This is a genomic window from Clostridium amazonense (genome assembly GCF_056431285.1).
The window spans coordinates 382,610-406,305 of the sequence record NZ_JBWKMH010000031.1; the positions used below are offsets into that span (position 1 = coordinate 382,610).

At 26.2% G+C, this 23,696-nt stretch carries 23 protein-coding genes; 20 read left to right on the forward strand and 3 right to left on the reverse strand.

Features of this window, described 5'->3' with window-relative positions; all coding sequences use genetic code 11:
• The 6 genes from AC07E4_RS13995 to AC07E4_RS14020 all read left to right on the forward strand — a co-directional run bounded on the left by AC07E4_RS13995 (nt 1) and on the right by AC07E4_RS14020 (nt 7,740).
• Nucleotides 1-1,758 carry a S8 family peptidase gene (locus AC07E4_RS13995; RefSeq protein WP_478216715.1) on the forward strand — a complete coding sequence of 586 codons (1,758 nt, stop codon included), beginning with the start codon at nt 1-3 and terminating at the stop codon, nt 1,756-1,758.
• Nucleotides 1,759-1,953: 195 nt separating this feature from the next.
• The gene (locus AC07E4_RS14000) at nt 1,954-2,643 is read left to right on the forward strand and encodes a response regulator transcription factor (RefSeq protein WP_478216716.1); all 690 of its coding nucleotides are present in this window, start codon (nt 1,954-1,956) and stop codon (nt 2,641-2,643) included.
• Nucleotides 2,631-3,989 carry a sensor histidine kinase gene (locus tag AC07E4_RS14005; RefSeq protein WP_478216717.1) on the forward strand — a complete coding sequence of 453 codons (1,359 nt, stop codon included), beginning with the start codon at nt 2,631-2,633 and terminating at the stop codon, nt 3,987-3,989. Before AC07E4_RS14000 ends, AC07E4_RS14005 begins: the two co-directional genes overlap by 13 nt.
• 90 nt (nt 3,990-4,079) lie before the next feature.
• Nucleotides 4,080-4,781, forward strand: coding sequence for a TIGR01906 family membrane protein (locus AC07E4_RS14010; RefSeq protein ID WP_478216718.1), 702 nt, complete (start codon nt 4,080-4,082; stop codon nt 4,779-4,781).
• Between the two features lie 40 nt (nt 4,782-4,821).
• Nucleotides 4,822-6,606, forward strand: coding sequence for an urease accessory protein UreH domain-containing protein (locus AC07E4_RS14015; RefSeq protein WP_478216719.1), 1,785 nt, complete (start codon nt 4,822-4,824; stop codon nt 6,604-6,606).
• A 204-nt stretch (nt 6,607-6,810) separates the two neighbouring features.
• Entirely contained in the window at nt 6,811-7,740 is a 930-nt protein-coding gene (locus AC07E4_RS14020; RefSeq protein ID WP_478216720.1) for an exonuclease domain-containing protein, read from the forward strand.
• Between the two features lie 210 nt (nt 7,741-7,950).
• On the opposite strand, the gene AC07E4_RS14025 is transcribed toward AC07E4_RS14020, so the two are convergent.
• A complete protein-coding gene (locus tag AC07E4_RS14025; protein WP_478216721.1) occupies nt 7,951-8,313 on the reverse strand; it encodes a DUF6483 family protein in 363 nt (120 codons plus the stop codon).
• A 127-nt stretch (nt 8,314-8,440) separates the two neighbouring features.
• Between AC07E4_RS14025 and AC07E4_RS14030 the strand changes: the two genes are divergently transcribed.
• The 3 genes from AC07E4_RS14030 to AC07E4_RS14040 are packed head-to-tail and all read left to right on the forward strand — an operon-like array spanning nt 8,441 to nt 10,626.
• Nucleotides 8,441-9,136 (forward strand): lantibiotic protection ABC transporter ATP-binding protein, encoded by a 696-nt coding sequence (locus AC07E4_RS14030; RefSeq protein ID WP_040328333.1) that lies wholly within the window; start codon nt 8,441-8,443, stop codon nt 9,134-9,136.
• A 1-nt stretch (nt 9,137) separates the two neighbouring features.
• Nucleotides 9,138-9,863, forward strand: a complete 726-nt coding sequence (locus AC07E4_RS14035) for a lantibiotic immunity ABC transporter MutE/EpiE family permease subunit (RefSeq protein WP_478216722.1) — start codon at nt 9,138-9,140, stop codon at nt 9,861-9,863.
• A 1-nt stretch (nt 9,864) separates the two neighbouring features.
• On the forward strand, nt 9,865-10,626 hold the full coding sequence (locus tag AC07E4_RS14040) for a lantibiotic immunity ABC transporter MutG family permease subunit (RefSeq protein ID WP_478216723.1): 762 nt from the start codon (nt 9,865-9,867) through the stop codon (nt 10,624-10,626).
• A 67-nt stretch (nt 10,627-10,693) separates the two neighbouring features.
• Here the strand turns inward: AC07E4_RS14040 and AC07E4_RS14045 are convergent, their stop codons facing one another.
• Nucleotides 10,694-11,326 carry a hypothetical protein gene (locus AC07E4_RS14045; protein ID WP_040328339.1) on the reverse strand — a complete coding sequence of 211 codons (633 nt, stop codon included), beginning with the start codon at nt 11,324-11,326 and terminating at the stop codon, nt 10,694-10,696.
• A 311-nt stretch (nt 11,327-11,637) separates the two neighbouring features.
• Between AC07E4_RS14045 and AC07E4_RS14050 the strand changes: the two genes are divergently transcribed.
• From AC07E4_RS14050 to AC07E4_RS14075, 6 genes are all read left to right on the forward strand, one after another.
• Nucleotides 11,638-12,612 (forward strand): ABC transporter ATP-binding protein, encoded by a 975-nt coding sequence (locus AC07E4_RS14050; protein WP_478216724.1) that lies wholly within the window; start codon nt 11,638-11,640, stop codon nt 12,610-12,612.
• The gene (locus tag AC07E4_RS14055) at nt 12,609-13,412 is read left to right on the forward strand and encodes an ABC transporter permease (protein ID WP_430830378.1); all 804 of its coding nucleotides are present in this window, start codon (nt 12,609-12,611) and stop codon (nt 13,410-13,412) included. Before AC07E4_RS14050 ends, AC07E4_RS14055 begins: the two co-directional genes overlap by 4 nt.
• Nucleotides 13,413-13,416: 4 nt before the next feature.
• Nucleotides 13,417-14,199: an ABC transporter permease gene (locus AC07E4_RS14060; protein ID WP_040328342.1), complete on the forward strand. Its 783-nt coding sequence runs from the start codon at nt 13,417-13,419 to the stop codon at nt 14,197-14,199.
• A gap of 373 nt (nt 14,200-14,572) precedes the next feature.
• Complete coding sequence (locus tag AC07E4_RS14065) at nt 14,573-15,394, forward strand: methyl-accepting chemotaxis protein (RefSeq protein WP_040328343.1); 822 nt, start codon at nt 14,573-14,575, stop codon at nt 15,392-15,394.
• 341 nt (nt 15,395-15,735) lie between these two features.
• Nucleotides 15,736-16,176: a hypothetical protein gene (locus AC07E4_RS14070; protein ID WP_478216725.1), complete on the forward strand. Its 441-nt coding sequence runs from the start codon at nt 15,736-15,738 to the stop codon at nt 16,174-16,176.
• Between the two features lie 282 nt (nt 16,177-16,458).
• A complete protein-coding gene (locus AC07E4_RS14075; protein WP_478216726.1) occupies nt 16,459-17,847 on the forward strand; it encodes an MATE family efflux transporter in 1,389 nt (462 codons plus the stop codon).
• A gap of 55 nt (nt 17,848-17,902) precedes the next feature.
• On the opposite strand, the gene AC07E4_RS14080 is transcribed toward AC07E4_RS14075, so the two are convergent.
• Nucleotides 17,903-19,255 carry an MATE family efflux transporter gene (locus AC07E4_RS14080; protein ID WP_478216727.1) on the reverse strand — a complete coding sequence of 451 codons (1,353 nt, stop codon included), beginning with the start codon at nt 19,253-19,255 and terminating at the stop codon, nt 17,903-17,905.
• Nucleotides 19,256-19,492: 237 nt separating this feature from the next.
• Here AC07E4_RS14080 and AC07E4_RS14085 point away from each other — a divergent pair, with 237 nt between their 5' ends.
• The 5 genes from AC07E4_RS14085 to AC07E4_RS14105 all read left to right on the forward strand — a co-directional run bounded on the left by AC07E4_RS14085 (nt 19,493) and on the right by AC07E4_RS14105 (nt 23,530).
• A complete protein-coding gene (locus AC07E4_RS14085; protein WP_478216728.1) occupies nt 19,493-20,017 on the forward strand; it encodes an RNA polymerase sigma factor in 525 nt (174 codons plus the stop codon).
• Nucleotides 19,992-20,945, forward strand: a complete 954-nt coding sequence (locus AC07E4_RS14090; RefSeq protein ID WP_478216729.1) for an anti sigma factor C-terminal domain-containing protein — start codon at nt 19,992-19,994, stop codon at nt 20,943-20,945. The genes AC07E4_RS14085 and AC07E4_RS14090 overlap by 26 nt, the downstream gene beginning before the upstream one ends.
• A 185-nt stretch (nt 20,946-21,130) precedes the next feature.
• Nucleotides 21,131-21,691, forward strand: coding sequence for a class I SAM-dependent methyltransferase (locus AC07E4_RS14095; protein ID WP_430830385.1), 561 nt, complete (start codon nt 21,131-21,133; stop codon nt 21,689-21,691).
• Between the two features lie 41 nt (nt 21,692-21,732).
• Nucleotides 21,733-22,494 (forward strand): alpha/beta hydrolase, encoded by a 762-nt coding sequence (locus AC07E4_RS14100; RefSeq protein WP_478216730.1) that lies wholly within the window; start codon nt 21,733-21,735, stop codon nt 22,492-22,494.
• A gap of 82 nt (nt 22,495-22,576) precedes the next feature.
• Nucleotides 22,577-23,530, forward strand: a complete 954-nt coding sequence (locus AC07E4_RS14105) for a transposase (RefSeq protein ID WP_478216731.1) — start codon at nt 22,577-22,579, stop codon at nt 23,528-23,530.
• The last annotated feature ends 166 nt before the right edge of the window (nt 23,531-23,696 follow it).

Consider the following 23,696-nt stretch of genomic DNA (forward strand, 5'->3'; position numbering starts at 1 on the left):
ATGGAAGATAGACAACATGAAATTACTGAAAATATTTTTGATAGTTCGAAATATGTTCAATATGTAATTGAATATAATGGTGATATTAATAATGTGAAAAATATTGAAAACATATATATTACAAAAATAGATAATCAATATGCTATTCTTTCTATTAAAGCGGAATTTTTATTAGCTTATCAAGATGTCAGTGAAGTAAGAAAGTTATTAGAAAACCAGGGGATTGTAAATAATGATTTTAATATAATATATATATCATCTCCGCAGGCATATACATTGCAGCAGATATCAGCAATAGATGAAGCGCAAGTTTCTTCTATACAAGGAGGACAACCTTTAAATTTAACTGGAAAAGGTGTTATTGTAGGTATTATTGATACAGGGATAGATTATTTAAATAAAGAATTCATGGATGAAGAAGGAAAAACTAGGATAGTTGAGATATGGGATCAAACTATTAATTCAAATATAAATGAAAATAAAAGTGTACCTTTTGGAACAGTATACAATAAAGAACAAATTAATATGGCTATAGATCTATATAGAAATGGTGGGGATCCATATAGTATTGTTCCAAGTAAAGATGAAAATGGACATGGAACCAATATGGCAGGAGTAGTGGGGGCATCAGGAAAAAATGAAAATATTAAAGGTGTAGCACCAGAATGTGAATTTGTTATAGTTAAACTAAGTGAAGCAAATCTTTTAAAAAAAAGATTAAATATAAACATTCCAGTGTATGCATTGCCATCAATCTTTATAGCGGTAGAGTATTTAAAGCGAATTTTAATCAATAAAAATAAACCAGTAGTTATATTATTACCATTAGGTAGCAATAATGGTAATCATAAAGGTGATAATATATTTAATAGTTTTATAGAAAGTGTATCAAGTAATGTAGGTATAGTTTTAGTTACGGGATCAGGAAATGAGGCACTACAAGATGGCCATATATCTGGAATTATTATGAATAAGGATAGAATAGAATCAATAGGTTTAGTAATTGCAGAAAATCAAAAAAGTATGATTGCAGAATTTTGGATAGATCTACCGAATATTATGGATATTAGTGTTGTAGCACCATCAGGTGAAGAAACTGGATTTGTTACATCGACACTAAATGTAAATAAGAAATTTTCATTTACAGTTGAAAAAACAGACATACAAATTCAATACTTTTTACCAGAAGAATACACAGGAGATCAGTTAATAGCAATTTATTTTAGTAATATATCGGCAGGATTATGGTTATTAAAATTAAGATTAAAATATGGAGAAGTGGCAACATATAATGCATGGATATTACAGAATGGTATTGCACTTCCAGGAACTAGATTTTCTTCAAGTGATCCATATGGAACAGTAACAATTCCAGGAGATTCAGATTTTGTTGTTACAGTAGCAGCATATGATCAAAACACTGATAGTTTAGTACCTTATTCAGGAGTTTCTTTTAGAGAAGAATATATAGATAAAATAGATTTTGCTGCTGGAGGAGCAAATACTAAAACTGTTGGATTAAATAATTCTATTAAAATAATAAATGGAACTAGTTTATCAGCTGCAATTGGAGCAGGTGCATGTATCTTATTATTTGAGTGGGGGATAGTAAAAGGAAATTATCCATATATGTATGTACAAAGCATAAAGACATTTCTAAGAAGAGGAGTTGATAAAAGAAGAAGTGATATATATCCAAATCCTAATTGGGGATATGGAATGCTAAATATATATAAGATATTTGAAATGATGATATAGAAATAATAAGAATTATAGATGATTTGGTAAATAAATATAAGGATAATATAAGCTTAGAACTTTTATAAATTTATAAACCTAAGTTCTAAAATATCCTTATATTTTTATGTTAATATTGTAATGAGGATAAAACAATATATTATATTGAGATATTATATTTATAAAGTATACTATGGTATTAAGGTGGTGGTAAATGTGTATAATATTTTATTAGTTGAGGATGAAAAGTCAGTTGCAAGCGTTATTAAGGCATATTTAGAAAAAGAAGGATATAGGGTATATCATACTATGTATGGATTAGAAGCGTTAAAGTTATTTGAAGAAGAAAAACCTAATTTAATAATCTTAGATTTAATGCTTCCTGATATTAGTGGAGAAAAGATATGTGAATTAATAAGGAAAAGGTCAGATACATATGTGTTTATTTTAACAGCTAAAAGTGATTTGAATTCTAGAATTGAGGGGTTAAATATAGGCGCTGATGAGTACTTAGTTAAACCATTTAGTCCACGAGAGTTAGTAGCAAGGGTAAATGCATTATTTAGAAGAATTAGTAGTGTTAATAATGTTCTTTATAATGATGAAAATTTATTAGTTGATGATGAAAAAAGAATAGTAAAAGTTAAAAATGTAGAAGTAGCTTTAACACCAAATGAATTTGATATTTTAATATTTTTAATAAAAAACAATGGGATTGTGCTTACGAGAAATCAGATTATAAACAAAGTATTTGGAGATGATTTTGATGGATATGATAGAACAATAGATGTACATATAAAAAATATTAGAAAAAAGATAGAGGTTGATAGTAAAAATCCTAAATATATTATTACAGTTATAAAAGTAGGATATAAGTTTGGAGGAAATAGTAGATGTCAACTATAAGAAAAAAATTAAATAAGGTATTCATAATTAATGCAATTATAACAATTCTACTAGTAACTGTATTTATTAATTTAACTATAAATAAGGCATTTAAAGGATATATGAATGAAATCCAAAATGAAAAATATCAAAGAATAGTAGCGTATTTTGAAGATGTATATAATAAAAATGGAAGTTTCACGAAAAAAGATGGTGACGAGTTAATACATGAGGCATATATGAATAATTATTGCTTAACATTAATGGATAAAGAGAAGAATGTTATATGGGGAATGACTCCTAATGATTTAAATGATATTTTACATTTTAAAAATATGACTAAAAATAGTGGAGAAATATATTCATCTAAGACCTTTGATATACAATCAGATGAAGAAGTAGTTGGGTATGTTGAAATAGGACATTATTCACCCGTAATATTATCAGAAGCAGATATAAATTTCATAGCGTCAATAAACAAAAGTATTGCAGCAAGCGCATTTATTGCACTTACCATTGGAATTTTAATTAGCTTTTATTTATCCAAACAATTTTCTAAGCCAATATCTGAAGTAGCAAGAATGTATTCAAAACTATCAAATGGAAATTTTGATATTAAAGAAGTAGGTGAAACAAATATTTATGAAATTTTTGATTTAAAGAGAAGTATAAATATATTAGCAAATAAACTAAAATATCAAGATAAATTAAGAAAGCAATTAGTTAGTGACATTTCACATGAGATAAGAACACCATTAAATATACTACAAAATAATTTAGAGGGGATGATAGATGGAGTTATACCTATTACAAATGAGAGTTTGGTCAGTCTAAATAATGAGGTAATTCGTTTTGGAAAGCTTATAGATAATTTGGACATTTTAAAAAAGTTTGAGTCAGAAAGTATCAAATTAAATTTGCAAGAAATTAATTTAGTGAGCTTGTTAATGCAAGTTTATAATGAGTTCGAAATTGTAGCAAAATCAAAAAATATAAAAATTTATTATGATATTCAGAAAAATAACGATTATTCAATTATAGGGGATATAGACAAAATAAAGCAAGTTCTTATTAATGTGTTAAACAATGCAATAAAGTTCAGCAATGAAAAAGGTAAAATTTATATTTATTTATATAAAAGTAATAAGAGAAATATATTAGAAATAAAAGATAATGGAATAGGAATAAGTAAAGAAGATTTGCCATATATTTTTGAAAGAATGTACAGAGGGGATAAAAGTAGAAATTCTATTGAAGGTACAGGAATAGGGTTAGCGGTTGTGAAAAACATTTTACAATCTCACAATGCAGATATTTTAGTAGAGAGTGAAATGAATCAAGGAACAACATTTAAAATAGTTTTTTAGTAAATATTTAATATATATCTTCATAAGAACAACATAATTTTTTAGTATAAGTTTAATATACTAAAATTATGTAAAAGGGGAAATGTATATATGAATTTAAAGAGAAGTTGTAGAGGTAGAAAAAATGAAAATAAATACTATCAAGTTTTGTTATCAGTTTTTCTTGCGCTATTTGTTATTCTTGCATCAGTTAAATTAACATTATCATTTAAATATTTATATTATTATGATATAGAAAATTTAAAAATAGAAGATAAAAGTGGATATAGTAGAGAAGAGATAGTAGAAAATTATAATTATGTTGTTAATTATTTACTAAGTTATGATAAGGAATATAGCGAGTTTAATTTACCAAGCATTGAATTTTCAGAATATGGGAAAATACATTTTGAGGATGTAAAACGAATATTTGTTGGTATTGATATATTAATTGTAGCTAGTTTAGTTATATCTTTAATTGGAATTTTTATTTGTAAAAGAAAGCAAAGACTTGACTATATTAAGTATACCTACAGATTGTTAATTGCACTACCAGTTATATTGTCAATTACAATTTATGTAAATTTTGATAAAGCATTTGTTGTATTTCATAAAATGTTTTTTAATAACAATTATTGGATATTTAATCGTAAAATTGATCCGATAATTAATATTTTACCGCAGGAGTTTTTTATGCATGCATCATTAATGATAATAAGTAATATTATAATATTCAGTATTGTATTGATAATATTATATAAATACATAATAAAGAAAAAATCTTCATATAATCAACATAACTTTAACATATGATAGTCATACTAATTTACTATAAATAAAAAAGGAGACTATTATGAACACAAAAGAATCTAAATTTCACATAGCAGGAATGATGTGTGAATCTTGTGAAAGAAAAATTGAAAATAAATTAAAAAAGTGTAAGGGAATTGAAGAGGTAATAGCAAATTATAAAGAATCATCTTTAATAGTAAGATATAATACAAAATTATTTAGTGAAAATGATTTAGATTTAAAATTAAATGAAATAGGATATTCTTTAGCAAAAGGAAATAGTAGAGAAAGAAAAATAAAAGATATTCTTAGTATTTTAGGAATTGTTATTATAGCTCTTGTAATATTAAACTTTAATAATTATTCAAGTTCATTTGATATTTCACAGTCGCTAAATAGCAAAGTTAACTTTGCTATGTTGTTTATAATTGGAATGTTATCATCACTACATTGTGTAGGTATGTGTGGTGGAATAATGATGTCTCAAAGTATAACCATATCAAAGTCTACAAAATTAAGTAAAATAAAACCATCAATGCAATACAATTTAGGAAGATTAATATCTTACACAATATTAGGTGGAATAGTCGGTGGAATTGGGCAAGTAGTATCAATATCACTTTCAGGACAAGCATTTATAGCACTTGCATCAGGTTTATTTATGATTATAATGGGGTTAAATATGTGGGGGATTCAAATTTTTAGAAAGTTTACAATCAAATTGCCATGGGTTAAATGTTGTAAAAAGAATAGAAATAGAACACCATTTATAGTTGGATTATTAAATGGATTTATGCCATGTGGACCTCTACAAACTATGCAGTTATATGCATTAGGTACAGGAAGTATATTTGAAGGTGCAGTTTCAATGTTTATGTTTGCATTAGGAACAATTCCATTAATGCTGGGGTTTGGTATTTTGTCAAATTTATTAAGTCAAAACAATTCACAGAAGCTTATGAAAGTTAGTGCTTTAATCATAATAATTTTAGGTATATCTATGGCTAGTAGAGGATTTGCATTAAGTGGATTCAAGATGCCAACTATATATGAAAATAATAATGTGACCAAAAGTGATGGAATGAGTAATAAAGCTGAGATAGTGGGAGATAAGCAAATTGTAACGATATCTGCTAATAATAGAGGATATACTCCACGAGTAGTATATATTCAAAAGAACTTTCCAACAGAGTTTATAGTTGAAGGGGATTCCATAAATTCATGTAACAATGAAATTATAATGCCATCTCTTAATATAAAAAAGAAGCTTTCAAGTGGAAGTAATAATATTTTTTTTGTTTCTCAAAATGAAGATATAAAGTATAGTTGTTGGATGGGGATGAAAAGAGGAACATTAAAAGTAGTAGATGATTTAAATGCAATTGATGATAAAGAAATTCAGAGTACTGAGTATGAAAATGAAGAAAGTAAATTTTATGGAGTGCCTTTGTCAAAAGTTTCAACAAATAAACTTATAAAAATAGCAAAAATTAATAGAGAACAACAAGAAGTTGAAATCAAAAATATAGAATTAGATTTTGAACCAGCAGTGATAGTTATAAATAGTGGAATGGAAACAAAAATAAACTTTGATTTAAATGAAAAAGAATTAGATGGAGAATATAAAATATATAATGAAGATTTCTCAAACGAAATAAAATCTTTTAATGTTATAGATGGCAAGGCAAATGTGATATTACCTAAATTACAACAGGGAGCCTATGGAATATCAAAAGATAATCAAATATATTCAATTTTAGAAGTGCGATTAGATACTAATAATGTAAATAAGGAATTTCTTAGAATGAAATATTTTTCAGAATCTAGTGGTGCAGCTTGTCACTAGTATAACTTATTAAGGATATATCAACAAATCGTATTGGTATATCTTTTTTTGTATAGGAATTTAAATTTATAACGTTAATAAGTTAAAATTAATTTTTAAGATTTATAAGATTTATATGATATAATAAAGGAATTCTCGAAGAAATTTTATAATAGTATAGAGAATTTAAATTTATACAATAAAATATATAGGAGCATATAGTCAATGAATTTTGTAGCTATAGATTTTGAAACTGCTAATGAAAAAAGAAATAGTCCATGTTCAATAGGAATTGTTATTGTTGAAGATGGACAAGTTATAGAAAAGATACATTATTTAATAAAGCCTAAAGAAATGAGATTTATGCCAATTAATATTGGAATTCACGGAATTAGGCCAAGCATGGTTGAAAATGAATTAGAATTTGATGAAATTTGGGAAAAAATTAGACATTATTTTGATAAAACTTTAGTTGTAGCACATAATGCAGCTTTTGATATATCAGTTTTAAGAAATACATTAAAATTATATAGTATAGAGTCACCAAGCTTTAATTATATTTGTACTATGAAACTTTCAAGAAATTTTTATAGTGAACTTGAAAATGCAAAGTTAAATACAGTTAATAAATTTTTAGATTATGAGTTTAAACACCATGATGCACTAGCAGATGCATTAGCATGTAGTAATATATTACTTAATATATCAAAAGAGTTACAGTTAAAAGATATCAGTAAAATATCTAAACAGGTTGGGGTAAGTTTGGGTATTGTTAATAAAAATGGATACATACCATCATCAAATAAGGGGAAAGTGTTAAAAAAATCTAGTAGACAAGCAACTAGAAAAAGTGTAAATATAGTTGAGTTGTTAAATCAAAATGCTTTTAATGGTGAAGTTGTAGTATTTACTGGAAGGTTAGATACAATGACAAGGATAGAGGCTACAAATTTTGTTAGAAAAAATGGTGGGAGTACGGGGAGTTCAGTAACTAAAAAAACTACTTGTCTTGTAACTAATACTAAAAATATACAAAACTTACATAGAAATGAGATGAGTAGTAAATTAAGAAGGGCTATTGATTTGAAAAATTCAGGACAAAAAATAGAAATTTTTAATGAAGAAGAATTACTAAAAAGAGCTGCAGAAAATTAATATTCCAATAGTTTAAAAGCAAAATTAAATCTTTTTTCTGTAGGTGAGGTTAAACCTTGCAAAGATCCAATTAGATATAATTAAAGATATTGTGAATGAAATGAACAATATCATCAATAACTGTTAACTGTTCATTATCAATTGTTAAAGCAGTTGTAAAATACATTGTAATTTAAATGTGTATAAAAAAGCGTATGGAAATACGCTTTTTTATATATCGTAGATTTTTTTAACATCATTTAATCCAGTTAATATTTCATCTCTTGAAAAGTTACAACCAGATAATTTTTCATTACTCCATTCATTTATTTCACTATAGAAAAAGAATGCTAAAGACAAATATTTTGGAGAGTTATTCTTTTGTATAGCTTCAAATAAAATATTTTCAGCTTCGTTGATTTTACATTCACTTAATAAATGAATAATAGTTAATTCTAAAAGTTCTTCTTCATTTAAAACAATATTTTCACGTTTTAAATCTATATTTTCCTCAATAGACTTTTTACCTTTTAAAATATATGCAATTCCTTGTAAAGCAGATTTTATCATCTTTAAAATATAATCATTTTCCATACAAAACCTCCATATATATACATTTTAACATATAACATGAAAAAAGAATAAATTAGTGCAAAACTTTAAGGAATCTTTAAAATTAAAGTATATACTCGATTCATGAAAAGTGAAGGGGAGAATATATATGGAATATTTATTAGAAACTAAAAATTTGTCAAAAAAATTTAAAAATCAAACTATAGTAGAAGGAGTAAATCTATCAGTACCTAAAAATTCTATTTATGGTTTATTAGGTCCCAATGGAGCAGGAAAATCTACAATATTGAAAATGATATGTGGAATTTATAGACCAAGTGATGGAGCAGTTTATTTTAAAGGTGAAAAATGGAATAGAGGAAATTTAAAAGATGTAGGTGTTTTGATAGAAAATCCACCACTATATGAAAATTTAACTGCAAGAGAAAATTTGAAAGTTAGGACTACAGCATTAGGAATACCTAATTCAAGGATTGATGAAGTATTGGAGATTGTTAACTTAACTAATACAGGAAAGAAAGTAGCAGGAAAATTTTCATTAGGAATGAAGCAACGTTTGGGAATTGCTATGGCATTATTAAATAAGCCTAAACTTATTATATTAGATGAACCAACTAATGGCTTAGACCCAATTGGTATTGAGGATTTTAGAAATTTAATTAAATCTTTGCCTAAAAAAGATATAACAGTAATATTATCAAGTCATATCTTAAGTGAAGTAGAACAAGTTGTTGATGAAGTTGCAATAATATCAGATGGAGTAGTTGGATATGAAGGTAAAATAAATGAAAATTTAGAAGGATTATTTAGAAAAATTGTACTTGAAAATAGAAGGGAGAATTAAGATGTTAGAGTATGTTATATCAGAAACTCAAAAACTTAAACGAACTTTTAGCAAAAAGTTAATCCTTATTATCCCAATATTAAGTTTAATTTTACCAGCTATATTAGGAGCTGGGTATGTTTTTCAAAATGGCGCATATAACTGGTGGTATACTATGTTTCTTCCAGCTGAAATTAGTATAATTTGTGCAATACTAATAGAAAAAGATTCAAAAATAGGATATAGACAACTGTTTACATTGCCGTTTAAAAAAGAAAAGATTTGGATGGGAAAAATTTTAACATGCAGTTTATTATATTTAATATCTTGTATTGTATTTCTAATTGGAGTGACTATAGGAGGCCATATTTTTAAAGAAACTATTACAGTTAGTAGAAGCTTTGTAGCAACTATAGTTATATTTGTAACTTTTTTATGGCAAGTTCCAGTATGTATGATTTTAAGCAGTAAATTTGGAAGTATTGTAACAATATTAATTTCTATAATTTTCAATGCATTTGGAGTAATATTTGCAATAAAAGATTATTGGTTTCTGTATCCATCATCTATTTCAGCTAGATTAATGTGTCCTATTTTAAATATATTACCTAATGGACTTCAAGTTGAAGCTGGAACAATATTTGAAAAATCGAATGTTATTGCCCCAGGAATAATAATGTCTATTTTATACTGTATTATTTTCACGCTAATTACAATAAGATTATTTAAAAAGCAGGAGGGAAAATAAGATGAAGGTATTTTCTAGGATGTTATATTCTGAAATCATAAAAATGAAGAGATCTAATGTTTTATTAACTCATTTATTAATCCCATTACTTGGAATAGGAGTGTTTTTAGGAGCATTTGCAATTTCAAGTTATACTGATTTTGCTAAGGTTGTAGGTTATATGCAAGTTGTTGGAGTTGTATTTCCAGCTATGATTAGTATTGTTAGTGCATTATATATAGAAAAGGAATCAGTAGCAGGAAATTTTATAAATATGTTAATTGGAACTAAAGTAAAGGTGTTAACATTTATAAGTAAGATGTTAGTAATATTAGTACTAGGTTTTTTAGCTTCAATTCTTGCATGTGTAGGATTTTTCATAGGTGTTAAATATGTATTTCATAATGATTTGTTTAGTATTAAATTTTATATAATTATAGCTTGTATTTTTTTAGCTAGCAGTATATTTAGTTACATATTTCATCTATTTTTAAATATGAAATATGGCAAAAGTGTATCAATTAGTATAGGAATAACAGAAAGTTTTATAAGTGCATTATTATTAACTAATTTAGGACATGGCATTTGGCCATATATTCCATGCACATGGGGTAGTAGATTTGCAAATTATTTTAGTGTATTTAGCAATAACTTAAAAATATCTACAAATGACATAAGGGAGATACATTTATCTATAGTTATACTTATTATATTAACAGTTTTTGGATTCGTAATTTCAAATATATGGTTCTATTTTTGGAGCGGAAGAAATTCTGAAAGTTAAATATTAAATAGAAAACTCATTGTCAAAAAGAATGTTTATATAAATTCTTTTTAGCAATGAGTTATTGTTATTCTCTAGGTATGTTTTTTAATCTTATTGAGCTAATAACTTTTGTGTCCTTGTCAAATTCAATATGAAGCTCTTGTCCGTATTTCCCAAGATCAGAAACAAAGTATTTAACCCAACCAACTTGATCCATATAGTCAACTTTTGGAGTCCCATATGCGTTAATAACATCATCATATGTTGAGTTTAATGTAATTCCTTTTGGTAATACTACAGTATTTTCATAACCTTCCTTGGTTTTGGAAATTTTAATGATTCCTAACATTGCGTCATCAAAATTAACTGTATCTCCACTTGTGTTAAAAAGAGTTGCATACATACGACTTTCTTCACTTTTGCTTCCATCATCCATACAGATATCTTCAACATAATATCCAGTCTCTAAAGGCTGACCTTTATCACTATAATTATTATATTTAAAACCGTTATCTTCTAAGTTCTTAGCTTTTGTTGGTAAAGTGTATTTTACACCATTTAAAGTTATATCACCTGATAGAGGTTCTTCACTCATTTGTGAAGTATAAGTTTTAACATCATCTTCAGTCAGTTCTTTAACTTTATTAGATGTGCCACATGCAGTTAATATGAATAAACATAATGATAAGTTTAAACATAAAATAAGTAATTTTTTCATAAATAAATCCTTTCAAATAGAAAATATAATTTTTTCAAACAAAATAATATTCGAAATTTTTCTACATTATTATACCATATTTTTATAAAAAGTAAAATATGTGTAAAATATGACAAAATAATATTAGAGGTTTTATTAACATTTTAATAAAATAATATAGTTACTATAAATAGGAGCAAACTTTAAAAGAAGATGTATGGCTTATATTCCACGAGAGTATTTTAAAAATTTTGAATAATCTTTCAAAAATCTTATTGTTATGGTATAATTTATAAGCATTTCACCTAATTTAAAATAGGAGGATTAATATTTTGATAGAAGTTAGAAATTTATGCAAGAGTTTTAAAGTTTCCAAAAGAGATGAAGGTCTGGGGAAAGCTGTAAAGGCACTTTTTCATAGGGAATATGAATTAATTTATGCTCTTAAAGATGTATCTTTTAAAATTGAGGAAGGAGAAATGGTTGGTTATATTGGTCCCAATGGTGCAGGAAAAAGTACTACAATAAAAATTATGAGTGGTATTCTAAATCCAGACAGTGGAGAATGTATTATAAATGGAAGAACACCATGGAAAGATAGAATAAATCATGTAAAAGATATAGGAGTAGTATTTGGACAAAGATCTCAGCTTTGGTGGGATGTACCTGTAGTAGACTCCTTTAGTTTAATAAAAGATATATATAAAGTACCAGACAAACAATATAAAAAGAACATAGATGAGCTTGTAGAAATGCTTAACATAAAAGAACTAATTAAAATGCCAACTCGTCAACTAAGTTTAGGACAACGTATGAGATGTGAAATTGCGGCTTCACTAATTCATAGTCCTAAAATCTTATTTTTAGATGAACCTACCATAGGATTAGATTCAGTATCAAAAATTGCAGTTAGAGAATTTATAAAAAACATTAATAAAGAAAGAAAAACAACTGTTATTCTTACCACACATGATACCCAAGATTTAGATGCATTAACAAATAGAATAATATTAATAGGAAAAGGACAAGTACTTTTAGATGGAAAATTAGATGAATTAAAAGAAAAATTTAATATTAAAAGAACTATATCTCTTAATTACTCAGGAAAACTAGATGCAACGTATAATGGACTTAAAATTATAGATAATCATAATGAAATAGCCAATATAGAAATAGACACATCAAAAATTTCAGTTTCAGAGGGAATTGCATATTTATCATCAAAAGTAAATATTAATGATATACAAATAAGTTCAAGTACAGTAGAAGATGTGGTTGTTGGACTTTACAGGGAGTATAAGATATGAAGGCATATTTAAGTTTTTTTAGGATAAGATTTATAAATGGGCTTCAATATAGAGCTGCCGCTTATGCAGGAATAGTAACTCAATTAGCATGGGGATTCATGTATATTATGTTATATCATGCTTTTTATAGAAGCAATCCATCGGCTGTACCTATGGAAATTTCAAAACTTTCAACGTATATATGGTTACAACAAAGTTTTCTAGCATTATTTATGACTTGGTTTTTAGAGAAAGATATACTGGAGTTAGTATCAAGTGGAAATGTTGCATATGAAATGTGTAGACCATTAAATATATATGATATGTGGTTTATGAAAAATTTAGCAACTAGAGTATCAAAGACAACATTAAGATTTGCACCAATATTAATAATTACAGCTTTTTTGCCACAAGCATATAAATTTAACGGACCTAATTCATTTATAGAATTTATACTATTCTTAATATCTATGATATTAGGAACTATTGTTGTTATTGCATATTGTATGCTTATTTATATATTTAGTTTTTATACTATATCATCCAAAGGTGTTGAAATAGTTATGATTATGGTAGCAGACTTTTTTTCGGGCGGTGTTATTCCATTACCATTATTACCAGATAACCTAAAAAAATTTATTTACATAACACCTTTTGCATCTATGCAAAATGCTCCATTTAGAATATATATAGGTGACACACAAATTAAAAGTGCTTTGATTTCTATAGTATTACAATTATTTTGGGCTATAGTATTAATTTTTATTGGAAAAATTATAATGAAAAAAGCAATGAAAAAAGTTGTAGTGCAAGGAGGTTAAGGTTGTGAAGTTGTATTTAAAATATTTTTCAATACATTTAAGATCTGCTATGGAGTATAAAACATCATTCTTTTTCACTATATTTGGACAAGCCATTGCAACAATACTTTCATTTTTAGGAATGTATTTTTTGTTTGAGAGATTTGGTAGCGTAGATGGATATACATTTAACGAAGTATTATTATGCTTTAGTACTATACTTATGTCCTTTGCATTAGCAGAATGTTTTGGAAGAGGCTTTGATAGATTTTCAGTTATAATATCTAATGGAGAGTTTGATAGGATAATGTTAAGACCAAGAAATGAAATTATTCAAGTCTTAGGGAGTAAAATAGAATTTTCACGAGTTGGTCGTTTAATTCAAGCTGGAATAATTTTTATATATGCAATAATTACTTGTGATATAGGTTTTACTATAGGAAAAGTATTCACATTAATGCTTATGATAATAGGAGGTACAGTTCTATTTTTTAGTCTATTTATGATATATGCAGCAATATGCTTTTTTACTATAGAGGGATTAGAATTTATGAACATATTTACAGATGGAGGAAGAGAAATAGCGCAATATCCACTAAGTATATATAAAAAGTGGATATTGAAATTTTTTACATTTGTAGTACCATTAGCATTTGTTAACTACTATCCTTTCTTATATTTAATAAATAGGGTTAGTAAAAATACATGGTTATATATGATATCACCAATATGTGCAATATTATTTATTATACCTTCATATATTTTATGGAGAATAGGAGTTAGACATTATAAATCTACAGGATCATAAAATTTAAATTAGAAATAAAGATTTATAAAAGGTAGTTATTGCTATATTTTTATAAATCTTTATTAAAATATAGCACCTATGTGTATTATAGATTCATACTTTTATAATTGTCATATAAGTTTCTTTCTATATTGATATATTTTTTGTTTTTAACGGTAATATAATAATTTTCGTATAATAATAGTAATCAAAAATTTAATATGTAGTTTTTTATAAGTAATCTGCAAAATATAATATTCGATATGTACAGAAAGTGGAGAATATTTAATTAATTATTTATGAACTATATTGATAGGTGGGTTATTTAATAGTAAAATATTTTTAAAATAATTTTAATTTTACTATAATTTAAATTAAAAGATAGGAGCTATATATGAGAGAAGAAAAGTTACAGCAGTTGAAAGAAATGCTACCATTAGTAAAGAAAATGGTTGATGAAGATTTAGCTATAACTATATTTGATAGAGAAGGAACTGTTTTATATTTTCAAAAGGCAGATACATTCCCTTTGCATTTTGATATTGGATATAGAATTGAAAATAGAAATGATAAAATATTTGAGGCTATGAGGACAGGAAAAGTTATACATAATAAATTACCTAAAGAAGTTTTTGGGGTGGCAATTCAAGGTAATTTAGTTCCAGTTGAAGATGATGGACAAGTAGTGGGTATTATTACTTGTGCATTCTCAACAGAACACAAAGAAAAAATTGGTGAAGAAGCTATAGAAATGAATAATGCACTTAATGAAACTAAAGATTCTATTAATGATATTAAGAATGGAGCAGTAGATTTATCAGGAGCATTAAATAATATTAAAGATATAATGAAGGTTGTAGAAAAAAATGTAAGTGATGTTGTATCAGTAGTTAATTCTATAAGAAGCAATGCATCAAGGTCTAATATATTATCATTAAATGCATCTATTGAGGCAGCTAAGGCAGGCGAAACAGGAAAAGGATTTACAATAGTTGCAAGTGAAATGGGTAAATTAGCAAAGATGAGTGGAGAATCTGCTAATCAAATTGATAAGGCGCTAAATGAAATGATTAAGTCCATAGAAGGTGTAGCAAAAGCGGTACATGGTTCAAATGATATAGCAGCTACTCAAGCTGAGGCTGTTCAAAAAATTACATTAACACTAGAAAACATAACTCAATCAGCAAATTTAATATCAAAAACTATAAATAAATAATAGTAAGAAAGGAATTGTAACTAATTTTGTTAACAATTCTTTCTTTATTTAAAGCATATTAATCATATACACTAAATATAATTTAAAAAAGCGTAAATTAATATAGTTACATGAAGAACTATATTAATATTATGATAATTAATTTTTATATAATATAGCTACAACTATTTGAAGTATATAGTAAGGTGAACTAATATTAAATTGTTTTAAAATAAAAATATCTATATTTATAAAAAGTATACAGGTAAAATTTATATAAACAAATTATAACTATCTTTTTTAAAAAATATGAATATACATATAATATACTCGTATTTATAAAATCGAGGAGTGATTGTTTAATGGGATATTATGAAGAAGATATATTGAAATATAAAAATTCTTCTTTAGAATACTTTGAAGGACTAATTAGTGAATATACTGACATAGAAAAGATAGAGGATGAAGAATTTATATTAGGATTAGAAGAATTAAGGGATGCAATTGAAAGCATAGAATATGGAATATTATTAAATTGCCAAAGTAATGAAGTTAGAAATGAAGTTAATAAATGGATAGATAGTTTTATAGAAGTATATGATACTAATTGGTCAGATAGTAAATGTAAAATATTAAGGCAAGAATTAGAAAATATTATTAATGAGGTAGAAGAGTTAGAAGCAGAAAGTTTATATTATGCTAAAATTGCAAAACAGAAGTTAGCAAAAAGCAGAGAACTAAATAAATTTTTAAATGAATTGCAACAAAAAATGGAAGAAAATTGTTATATAAATTTAAATTAGATATAAATAACACAATATGGATAAAGATGTTTGTATTTTCAAACATCTTTTTTATATATGTATAAATATTAAATTTCTTTTATATAAAATTAAGATTTATAAAATTTTATACCAAAAATGAGGTGAGTTTTTTTTACTTTATATGATATAATAGTTTTAATTTCTAAAATATGTTAGATGGTATTTTAGAAATTAAGAGTTAATTAAATGCAAATTAATGCCAATATTCATAATATTATTTAATATATTATGAAGTTTTTTATTTACAAAGGAGGGGAATCTATGGCAAAAATTTCAGAATTATTTGCGCCAAAAGACATGACAGAAGGAACGCCGTGGAAGAGAATTGTTGAATTTTCAATACCAATGCTAATAGGTAATATAGCTCAGCAACTCTATAATACAGCAGATTCTATAATTGTTGGTAAATATGTAGGAGATAACGCTCTTGCAGCAGTTGGAAGTGCATCACCAATATTGAATTTGTTACTTGTATTATTCGTCGGAATTTCAGTAGGTGCTGGAATTATGGTTTCACAGTATTTTGGAGCAAAAGAACGTGAACATTTATCACATACAATAGGCATTTGTATATCGCTTACAGCTATTGCATCTGTGATAATAATGGTTATAGGTCCAATTGTTACAAAACCATTACTTTTATTACTTAATACACCAGATGCAATACTTGATTGGTGTTCAAAATACCTTATAATATACTATTTAGGTATTGCAGGATTTGCTTATTACAATATTTTAGCAGGGGTTTTAAGAGGACTTGGAGATTCTATATCAGCACTTGTTTTCTTATTAATAGCAACAGTTTTAAACATAGGACTTGATATTTGGTTTGTAGCAGGACTTGACTTAGGAGTTCCTGGAGTTGCACTTGCAACAGTTATTGCACAGGGTGTGTCAGCAGTGCTTTGCATTATTAAGCTAGCTACAATGAAGAGTACTTTTGATTTGAATTTAAAAATGTTAAAGGTAGACAAAAAATATTCAATGAAACTTATAAAACTAGGGTTACCATCAGGACTAACACAAGCTATTTTTTCATTAGCTATGATAGTTGTACAATCTTTAACTAATAGTTTTGGAGAAATGGTTATAGCTTGTAATGTAATAGTTATGCGTGTAGATGGATTTGCAATGATGCCTAACTTTACTTTTGGAAGTGCTATGACAACATATGCGGGTCAAAATATTGGTGCAAAAAAGATGGATAGGGTTGACAAAGGAACCAAAGATGGAACAATGATTGCGGTTATGGTCTCAACTACTATAACAATTTTAATTTTAACTTTTGGCAAGTATTTAATGGCTATATTTACAGATACACAAGAATTAGTTGATTTAAGTATGCATATGATGAGGATTCTTTCATTAGGTTATATTGCTATGGCAGTAACACAAAGTTTATCAGGGGTTATGAGAGGTGCAGGAGATACAATGACACCTATGTGGATTTCATTAATAACTACTGTAATACTACGTGTACCAATTGCGTATGGAGTTGCTTATTTAACAAGAAGTGCAGCATATCCTACAGGCAGACCTGAATCTACATTTATATCTTTACTTGTTTCTTGGGTATTAGGAGCAGTAGTAACTGCGATTTTCTTTAAAAGAGGTAAGTGGAGAGAAAAAGGAATTACAGGTGAAATTTAATTAAAATGCGAATGAATTCAATGCTAATATTAGTGTTGAATTCATTCGAAGGACATTACTTCTCTTTAAGGGAAGGCCAAACTGTAAAAATCATTGTTATGTAACAAGCTAAACCTCCTAAAAAATTAGAGATTGGTTCTGCTAAAAATACACCCATGATACCTAAATTAAACATTTTCGGTAGTGTTAATGTAAGTGGAACAACAATTATTATTTTACGTAATAATGAAAAAAAGATTGCTTGTTTAGATTTGCCAAGTGCTACATAAGTAGATTGTCCTGAAAACTGTAAGGACATCATGAAAAATCCAAAGAAATACATATTCATAGCAGGAACAGTGCTTTTAATTAAAGCAGGATCACTATTAAATATTTTTATAAAAAATTCAGGAAATATTCTTAAGACTAACCATATTAAACTTGCATATATAATACAAACTATAGACATGAATTTAATACCACTTCTAACTCGTTCATATTTTTTTGCACCATAATTAAAACCTAAAACAGGTTGTGAACCATTAGTAATTCCATGAACAGGCATCATGATAATTTCACGAATTGAGTTAATAACAGTCATAACACCTATATATAAATCTCCACCATAAACTTGCAATGTAATATTACAGATAGCTTGAACAACACTATTTGTTAATGCCATAATAAAACCAGATAAGCCTAGAGAAATAATTTGTTTTAGTATAGGTATTTTTATTTTGAAGTTTTTATATTTGATTTTAAGAATTGCATTTTTGCCAGTTAAAAATTTTAAAACCCATATTGATGATAAGCATTGTGAGATTATAGTTGCAATTGCGGCACCTTGTACACCCATATTTAATGCAAATATAAAAATAGGATCCAAGACTATATTTGTAATTGCGCCAAGTAAAATAGTCATCATACCAATTCTGCCAAAGCCTTGAGAATTGATAAAACTATTCATACCAAGACTAATCATAACAAAAATACTTCCAAGAAGATAAATAGTAATATAATTATTTGCATATGAAAAGGTAGATTCACTAGCACCAAATAGAAATAGAAGAGGCCTTTTAAATATTAAACCTAATGCAGTAAGTAAAATTCCAAAAATAATTAAAAGAGCAAAAGAATTTCCCATAATTTCTTCTGCTTCATCAATATTACCTTTTCCTCTTGCAATAGAACAGAGCGGAGCCCCACCCATTCCAAATAAATTAGCAAATGCCATTATTATTGTAATAATAGGAAATGTAATTCCAACACCAGTAAGTGCTAAAGTTGAAGCATTTGGTATTCTGCCAATATACATACGATCAACAACATTATAAAGAATGTTTATAAGTTGAGCTAATGTCATTGGTAATGCTAAATCTATTATACATTTAGGAACACTTCCTTTAGTAAAATCATTTTTTGGTCTCATATGTATCTCCCCCTAAACATAAATTTTAAAACAGATAAATATTACGAAATAATACATATTTTTACACTATGTATATTAATTATTATACAATTAAATAAGAAATTAATAAAATTATAATTTAAAATATAGGTAAAAATTATAAAAAATGTATACATTTTAAAATATGGATTGTTATATATATGAAGGCAATTTAATTAGAGAGGATTTTAAGCAATAAATAATTAGAAAGGATGAAAGATGGAGCAAGATTTAGTTATAAACTTATATAAAAAGCAATTTAAAATAATATGTTTATATCTTGTCAAATGTGGTTGTTCTATTAGTGATGCAGAAGACATTGTGCATGATAGTTTTATAAAAGCTATAGAATATATGGATTCTGTTGAAGTTGAAAAACTTTCTTCATGGCTATTTAAGGTGGCTATGAATAACTATAAAAATAGAATAAAAAGAAAAAAAATAATAAGTTTTGTTTCAATTAATGAAGAGCGATTTTACGAAAATATTGAAGATGAATGTAATGTAGAAAATGAGATATTGAAAATGGAAAAAGCTTTAGAAATATCGAAGCTTTTAAATGATATGAAGGAAGAATATAGGTCACTTCTAATCTTAAAATATGAATTACAGTTAAGTTATAAAGAAATAAGCTTATTATTGGGGACAGAAGAAACAAATGTAAAAACTTATTTATATAGGGCAAGAAATAAATTTAGGGAAGAATGGAGGGCTTTAAATGAAAGAAATAGAAGAAATCTTTGATGAGAAGAAAATAAAGAAATCAGTAAAAAAGGCTAAATTTAAATTAATTATTAAAATAGTTACTATATCTATAATGGTATTTTTAGTTGGTGGAGTTTTAAATTGGTTAATGTGTTTTAAGTTTAGTAATGATGCTTATGAAAAAAATGAAGTTGATGTTAAATTATCAATTCCCAATGGATATATGAGTGAAGCAAATGATATTTTTGGATTTTTAGGTGGACAGGGAACTTATAAAATATCAAAACAAATTGGAGATAAATCTATTATATTAGAAGATAGGACATCTTCATTTGGAATTAGTTTTTTTAAGATGTGTTATAGATTCTGTGGAGCGGGATATCATAAAAGTGGAGAGTGGCCAGTAGATTTTTGGGAAAATGGATATAAGAAAATGAGATTTTTTCATCCAGAAATTAAATATAAGGAATATCAAAATGATTTGGAGAAAATAGACAGAATTCCTGATGGAAAAATTATTGAAATGGCAATATCATTTGACAAAAAGTATAAAATAGTAAACATGCCTACAATGAAAAATAAATATAATTTTCCAGAGATAACATGGATATGGTTAAATGAATTCACAAATAAAAAAATGGATGAATACAAATATAAAGTTGATAACTATGATGCTAAAGCCAATGGAATTAGGGAATCAGAGGTATTAGGTTTAGAAATTTCACACGAAATTTATGGTAGTTATGACAATGATTATGATGAATTGATAGAAAATTTAAAGAAAAGTAGATATAGATACAACAATGAACTACATGATGCAATTATGGAAAGAGGAAAAACATCAGTTGAAGATGCTGAAATCTTAGGTGTTATTGTTCAAGGAACAAAAGAAGAAATGAAAAAACTTATAAATAGCCCAGTAATAAAGGCTACATCAATTGGAATCGTAACAGACCCAGTCTATTAAGGATAAAGAACAGTTTATTCTTAATAGACTGTTTCTATTTAAATAAAAATACCAATATATAATGTAACAAAAAATACATCAATTAAGAAAATAAAAGGATTATAATGTAAGAAGGTTATTTTGATAATGTATGACAAATACAAAATGGAATAAATATTTATGGGGAATACATGGGGGAAAATAAAATGTTTATTAAAGAATATATAAAACATCCAAGAAAAGTAGGGGCTATTGCACCAAGCAGTAAATATTTAGCTTATAAAATGATTAAAGAAATAAATTTTGAATTAGCAAAATGTATTGTAGAATATGGTCCAGGAACAGGAGCTTTTACAGAAAAAATATTAGCAAGAGCTAAAGATGATACTAAAATAATATTGTTAGAGGTTAATGAAGAATTTTACTGCAAACTGAAAGAACTATATGGACACAAGAAAAATGTAATAATATTAAATGAAAGTGCAGAGAAAATAAGTGAAATAATAAAAAAATATAATATAGAATTTGTAGATTATATAATTTCAGGGCTTCCATTTGCATCATTGCCAGAAGAGGTATCTATGAATATTTTAAAGGAAACGTCAAAGACAATAGAAAAAAGAGGAGAATTTATAACTTTTCAATATACTTTATTTAAAAAAAATTTATTTAAAGAATTTTTTAATGAAATTGAAATTGATAAGACCTTTAGAAATTTACCACCTGCATATGTTTTACAATGTAAAATGGAAAGTGAAAGTGTATAAAATTTAATTTAAAACATTATAAGAATAAAGGAAGTAGCAATATGATAGGAAAATTAGAAAGTATTATTTTAAACAAAAGAAAAATACTTATATATACACCAAATTCGTACAATAGTATCAACTGTAGCTACCCAGTTTTATATTGTAATGATGGTGATATTATGGAAAAATCAATAAATAAAATTATAGAAAAAGTTGAAAAATCAAATGAAGAAAACAAAACTTATGAATGTATCATAGTAATGATTTATCCTATTAATCGTGGTGAGGAGTATACTCCATGGAAAAGTAAAAATCCATTTGATAACAGTATTTTTAGTGGAAATGGAGACAGATATTTAAGTTTTATAAATAATAATGTTAAAAGTTTTATAGATAATAATTATAGAATAATTAGAGACAAATCATATATTGTGGGATATTCATTAGGTGGATTAATTTCACTATATGCTATGTACAAAATTTTCAACTTTAAAAAAGCTGCCTGTATATCTAGTTCATTATGGTATGATGGATGGTTAGAATTTGTAAAAAATAATAAAATAATAAATAAAGATTCTGAAATATTTTTATCACTTGGAAAAAATGAATGTAAAACTAAAAATAAAATAGTATCAAAAGTTCAGGAAAACACTTATGAAACATACAAAAGTATAAAAAATCAAATTAATATAAATGGTAAAGTGGAAATTGTACTTAATGAAGGTGGACATTTTAGTAATGTAGAAGAAAGATATTTGAGCGCAATACAATGGTTAAATAAAAAAGAATTAAAAGAGAAAAATGAAAAATCATATTTATAGAAAAACAAGACACTCCTTTTGTTTAAATAAATATCAGTTGGTAATACTTACAAACAAATGATAATAAAAAGGAGTGATTGTTTTGTCACGTCAAGCAAGAGTAACAGATTTAAATGGAATATATCATATAGTAATCCATGAATCAAAATCAAAACCATTATTTACATCAGAATCAGATAAAGAAATGATGATGGAAAAAATAAGAGAAAGTCAAATAAAATATCAATTTAAAATCTATGCATATTGTTTAATGGACACTCATGCACACTTCATAATAGACTCAAATGGCGAAGAAATTAGCACCATAATGAAAAGTATAGGACTTAGGTATGTAAAATACTATAACCCTAAATATGACACAAACGGACCACTGCTAAAAGAAAGATTTTTTAGTGAAGTAATAAATACGGATGAATATTTACTAAAAGCATCACTATACATACATGCTAATCCAAAAGACATATTTGGATATAGTGAAATGCCTGAAACATATAGATTTTCAAGCATGCGTTGTTACCTCGGAAATGAAGATGAATTTGGAATATTAGATACAGACTTTATACTAAGTATATTATCAATAAACTCTAGATATGCAGTAGAATCATACGTAAAACTATTCAAACACACATTAATACAAAAAGTATCACACTTTAAAGAATTAAACCTATCAACCACACTAACAATCAACAACAGAAAAATAGAAATAAAAATAAACGATAAGAAATTTGGAATAATAAGAAAAATACTAAAAAGAAACTTTGATGTAGAACAAATAATAAACTTCGTAGAAAAAGAAACAGGAATAACAAGAAGTTCATTCCTAACAAAAGCAGATCATGGAGTAAAAACACCAAAAGCATTATTCATACTATTAGCAGGAATATACACAGAAAAAACAACATATGAAATAGGACATATCCTAGAAAACATGTCCATAGAAGAAGTAAATGCCCTAAGCAACGAAGGCATTCACTTAGTACTACATGAAAATAAATACAAAAACATAATTGAAAAATTTTATAGTGAAAATAAATAACAAAAAAATTTAACAACTAAAATAACACTAGAAATTTTAAAAAAAATAAAGACATTCTACTTTTCTCCTTTAAAAGTGTACAAGCTATCAAAACTTCAATTAAAATTGAAAATATATACCCTTTATAGCTCATTTATAAGTGACAGTCACCAATTTATATGCTATT

Coding starts and splice junctions, on each gene's coding strand:
- AC07E4_RS14040 (WP_478216723.1), top strand. CDS start 9,865: ATGAAGGTATTTTCTAGGATGTTATATTCTGAAATCATAAAAATGAAG.
- AC07E4_RS14065 (WP_040328343.1), top strand. CDS start 14,573: ATGAGAGAAGAAAAGTTACAGCAGTTGAAAGAAATGCTACCATTAGTA.
- AC07E4_RS14020 (WP_478216720.1), top strand. CDS start 6,811: ATGAATTTTGTAGCTATAGATTTTGAAACTGCTAATGAAAAAAGAAAT.
- AC07E4_RS14070 (WP_478216725.1), top strand. CDS start 15,736: ATGGGATATTATGAAGAAGATATATTGAAATATAAAAATTCTTCTTTA.
- AC07E4_RS13995 (WP_478216715.1), top strand. CDS start 1: ATGGAAGATAGACAACATGAAATTACTGAAAATATTTTTGATAGTTCG.
- AC07E4_RS14100 (WP_478216730.1), top strand. CDS start 21,733: ATGATAGGAAAATTAGAAAGTATTATTTTAAACAAAAGAAAAATACTT.
- AC07E4_RS14095 (WP_430830385.1), top strand. CDS start 21,131: ATGTTTATTAAAGAATATATAAAACATCCAAGAAAAGTAGGGGCTATT.
- AC07E4_RS14005 (WP_478216717.1), top strand. CDS start 2,631: ATGTCAACTATAAGAAAAAAATTAAATAAGGTATTCATAATTAATGCA.
- AC07E4_RS14085 (WP_478216728.1), top strand. CDS start 19,493: ATGGAGCAAGATTTAGTTATAAACTTATATAAAAAGCAATTTAAAATA.
- AC07E4_RS14035 (WP_478216722.1), top strand. CDS start 9,138: ATGTTAGAGTATGTTATATCAGAAACTCAAAAACTTAAACGAACTTTT.
- AC07E4_RS14080 (WP_478216727.1), bottom strand. CDS start 19,255: ATGAGACCAAAAAATGATTTTACTAAAGGAAGTGTTCCTAAATGTATA.
- AC07E4_RS14015 (WP_478216719.1), top strand. CDS start 4,822: ATGAACACAAAAGAATCTAAATTTCACATAGCAGGAATGATGTGTGAA.
- AC07E4_RS14045 (WP_040328339.1), bottom strand. CDS start 11,326: ATGAAAAAATTACTTATTTTATGTTTAAACTTATCATTATGTTTATTC.
- AC07E4_RS14025 (WP_478216721.1), bottom strand. CDS start 8,313: ATGGAAAATGATTATATTTTAAAGATGATAAAATCTGCTTTACAAGGA.
- AC07E4_RS14075 (WP_478216726.1), top strand. CDS start 16,459: ATGGCAAAAATTTCAGAATTATTTGCGCCAAAAGACATGACAGAAGGA.
- AC07E4_RS14055 (WP_430830378.1), top strand. CDS start 12,609: ATGAAGGCATATTTAAGTTTTTTTAGGATAAGATTTATAAATGGGCTT.
- AC07E4_RS14090 (WP_478216729.1), top strand. CDS start 19,992: ATGAAAGAAATAGAAGAAATCTTTGATGAGAAGAAAATAAAGAAATCA.
- AC07E4_RS14010 (WP_478216718.1), top strand. CDS start 4,080: ATGAATTTAAAGAGAAGTTGTAGAGGTAGAAAAAATGAAAATAAATAC.
- AC07E4_RS14030 (WP_040328333.1), top strand. CDS start 8,441: ATGGAATATTTATTAGAAACTAAAAATTTGTCAAAAAAATTTAAAAAT.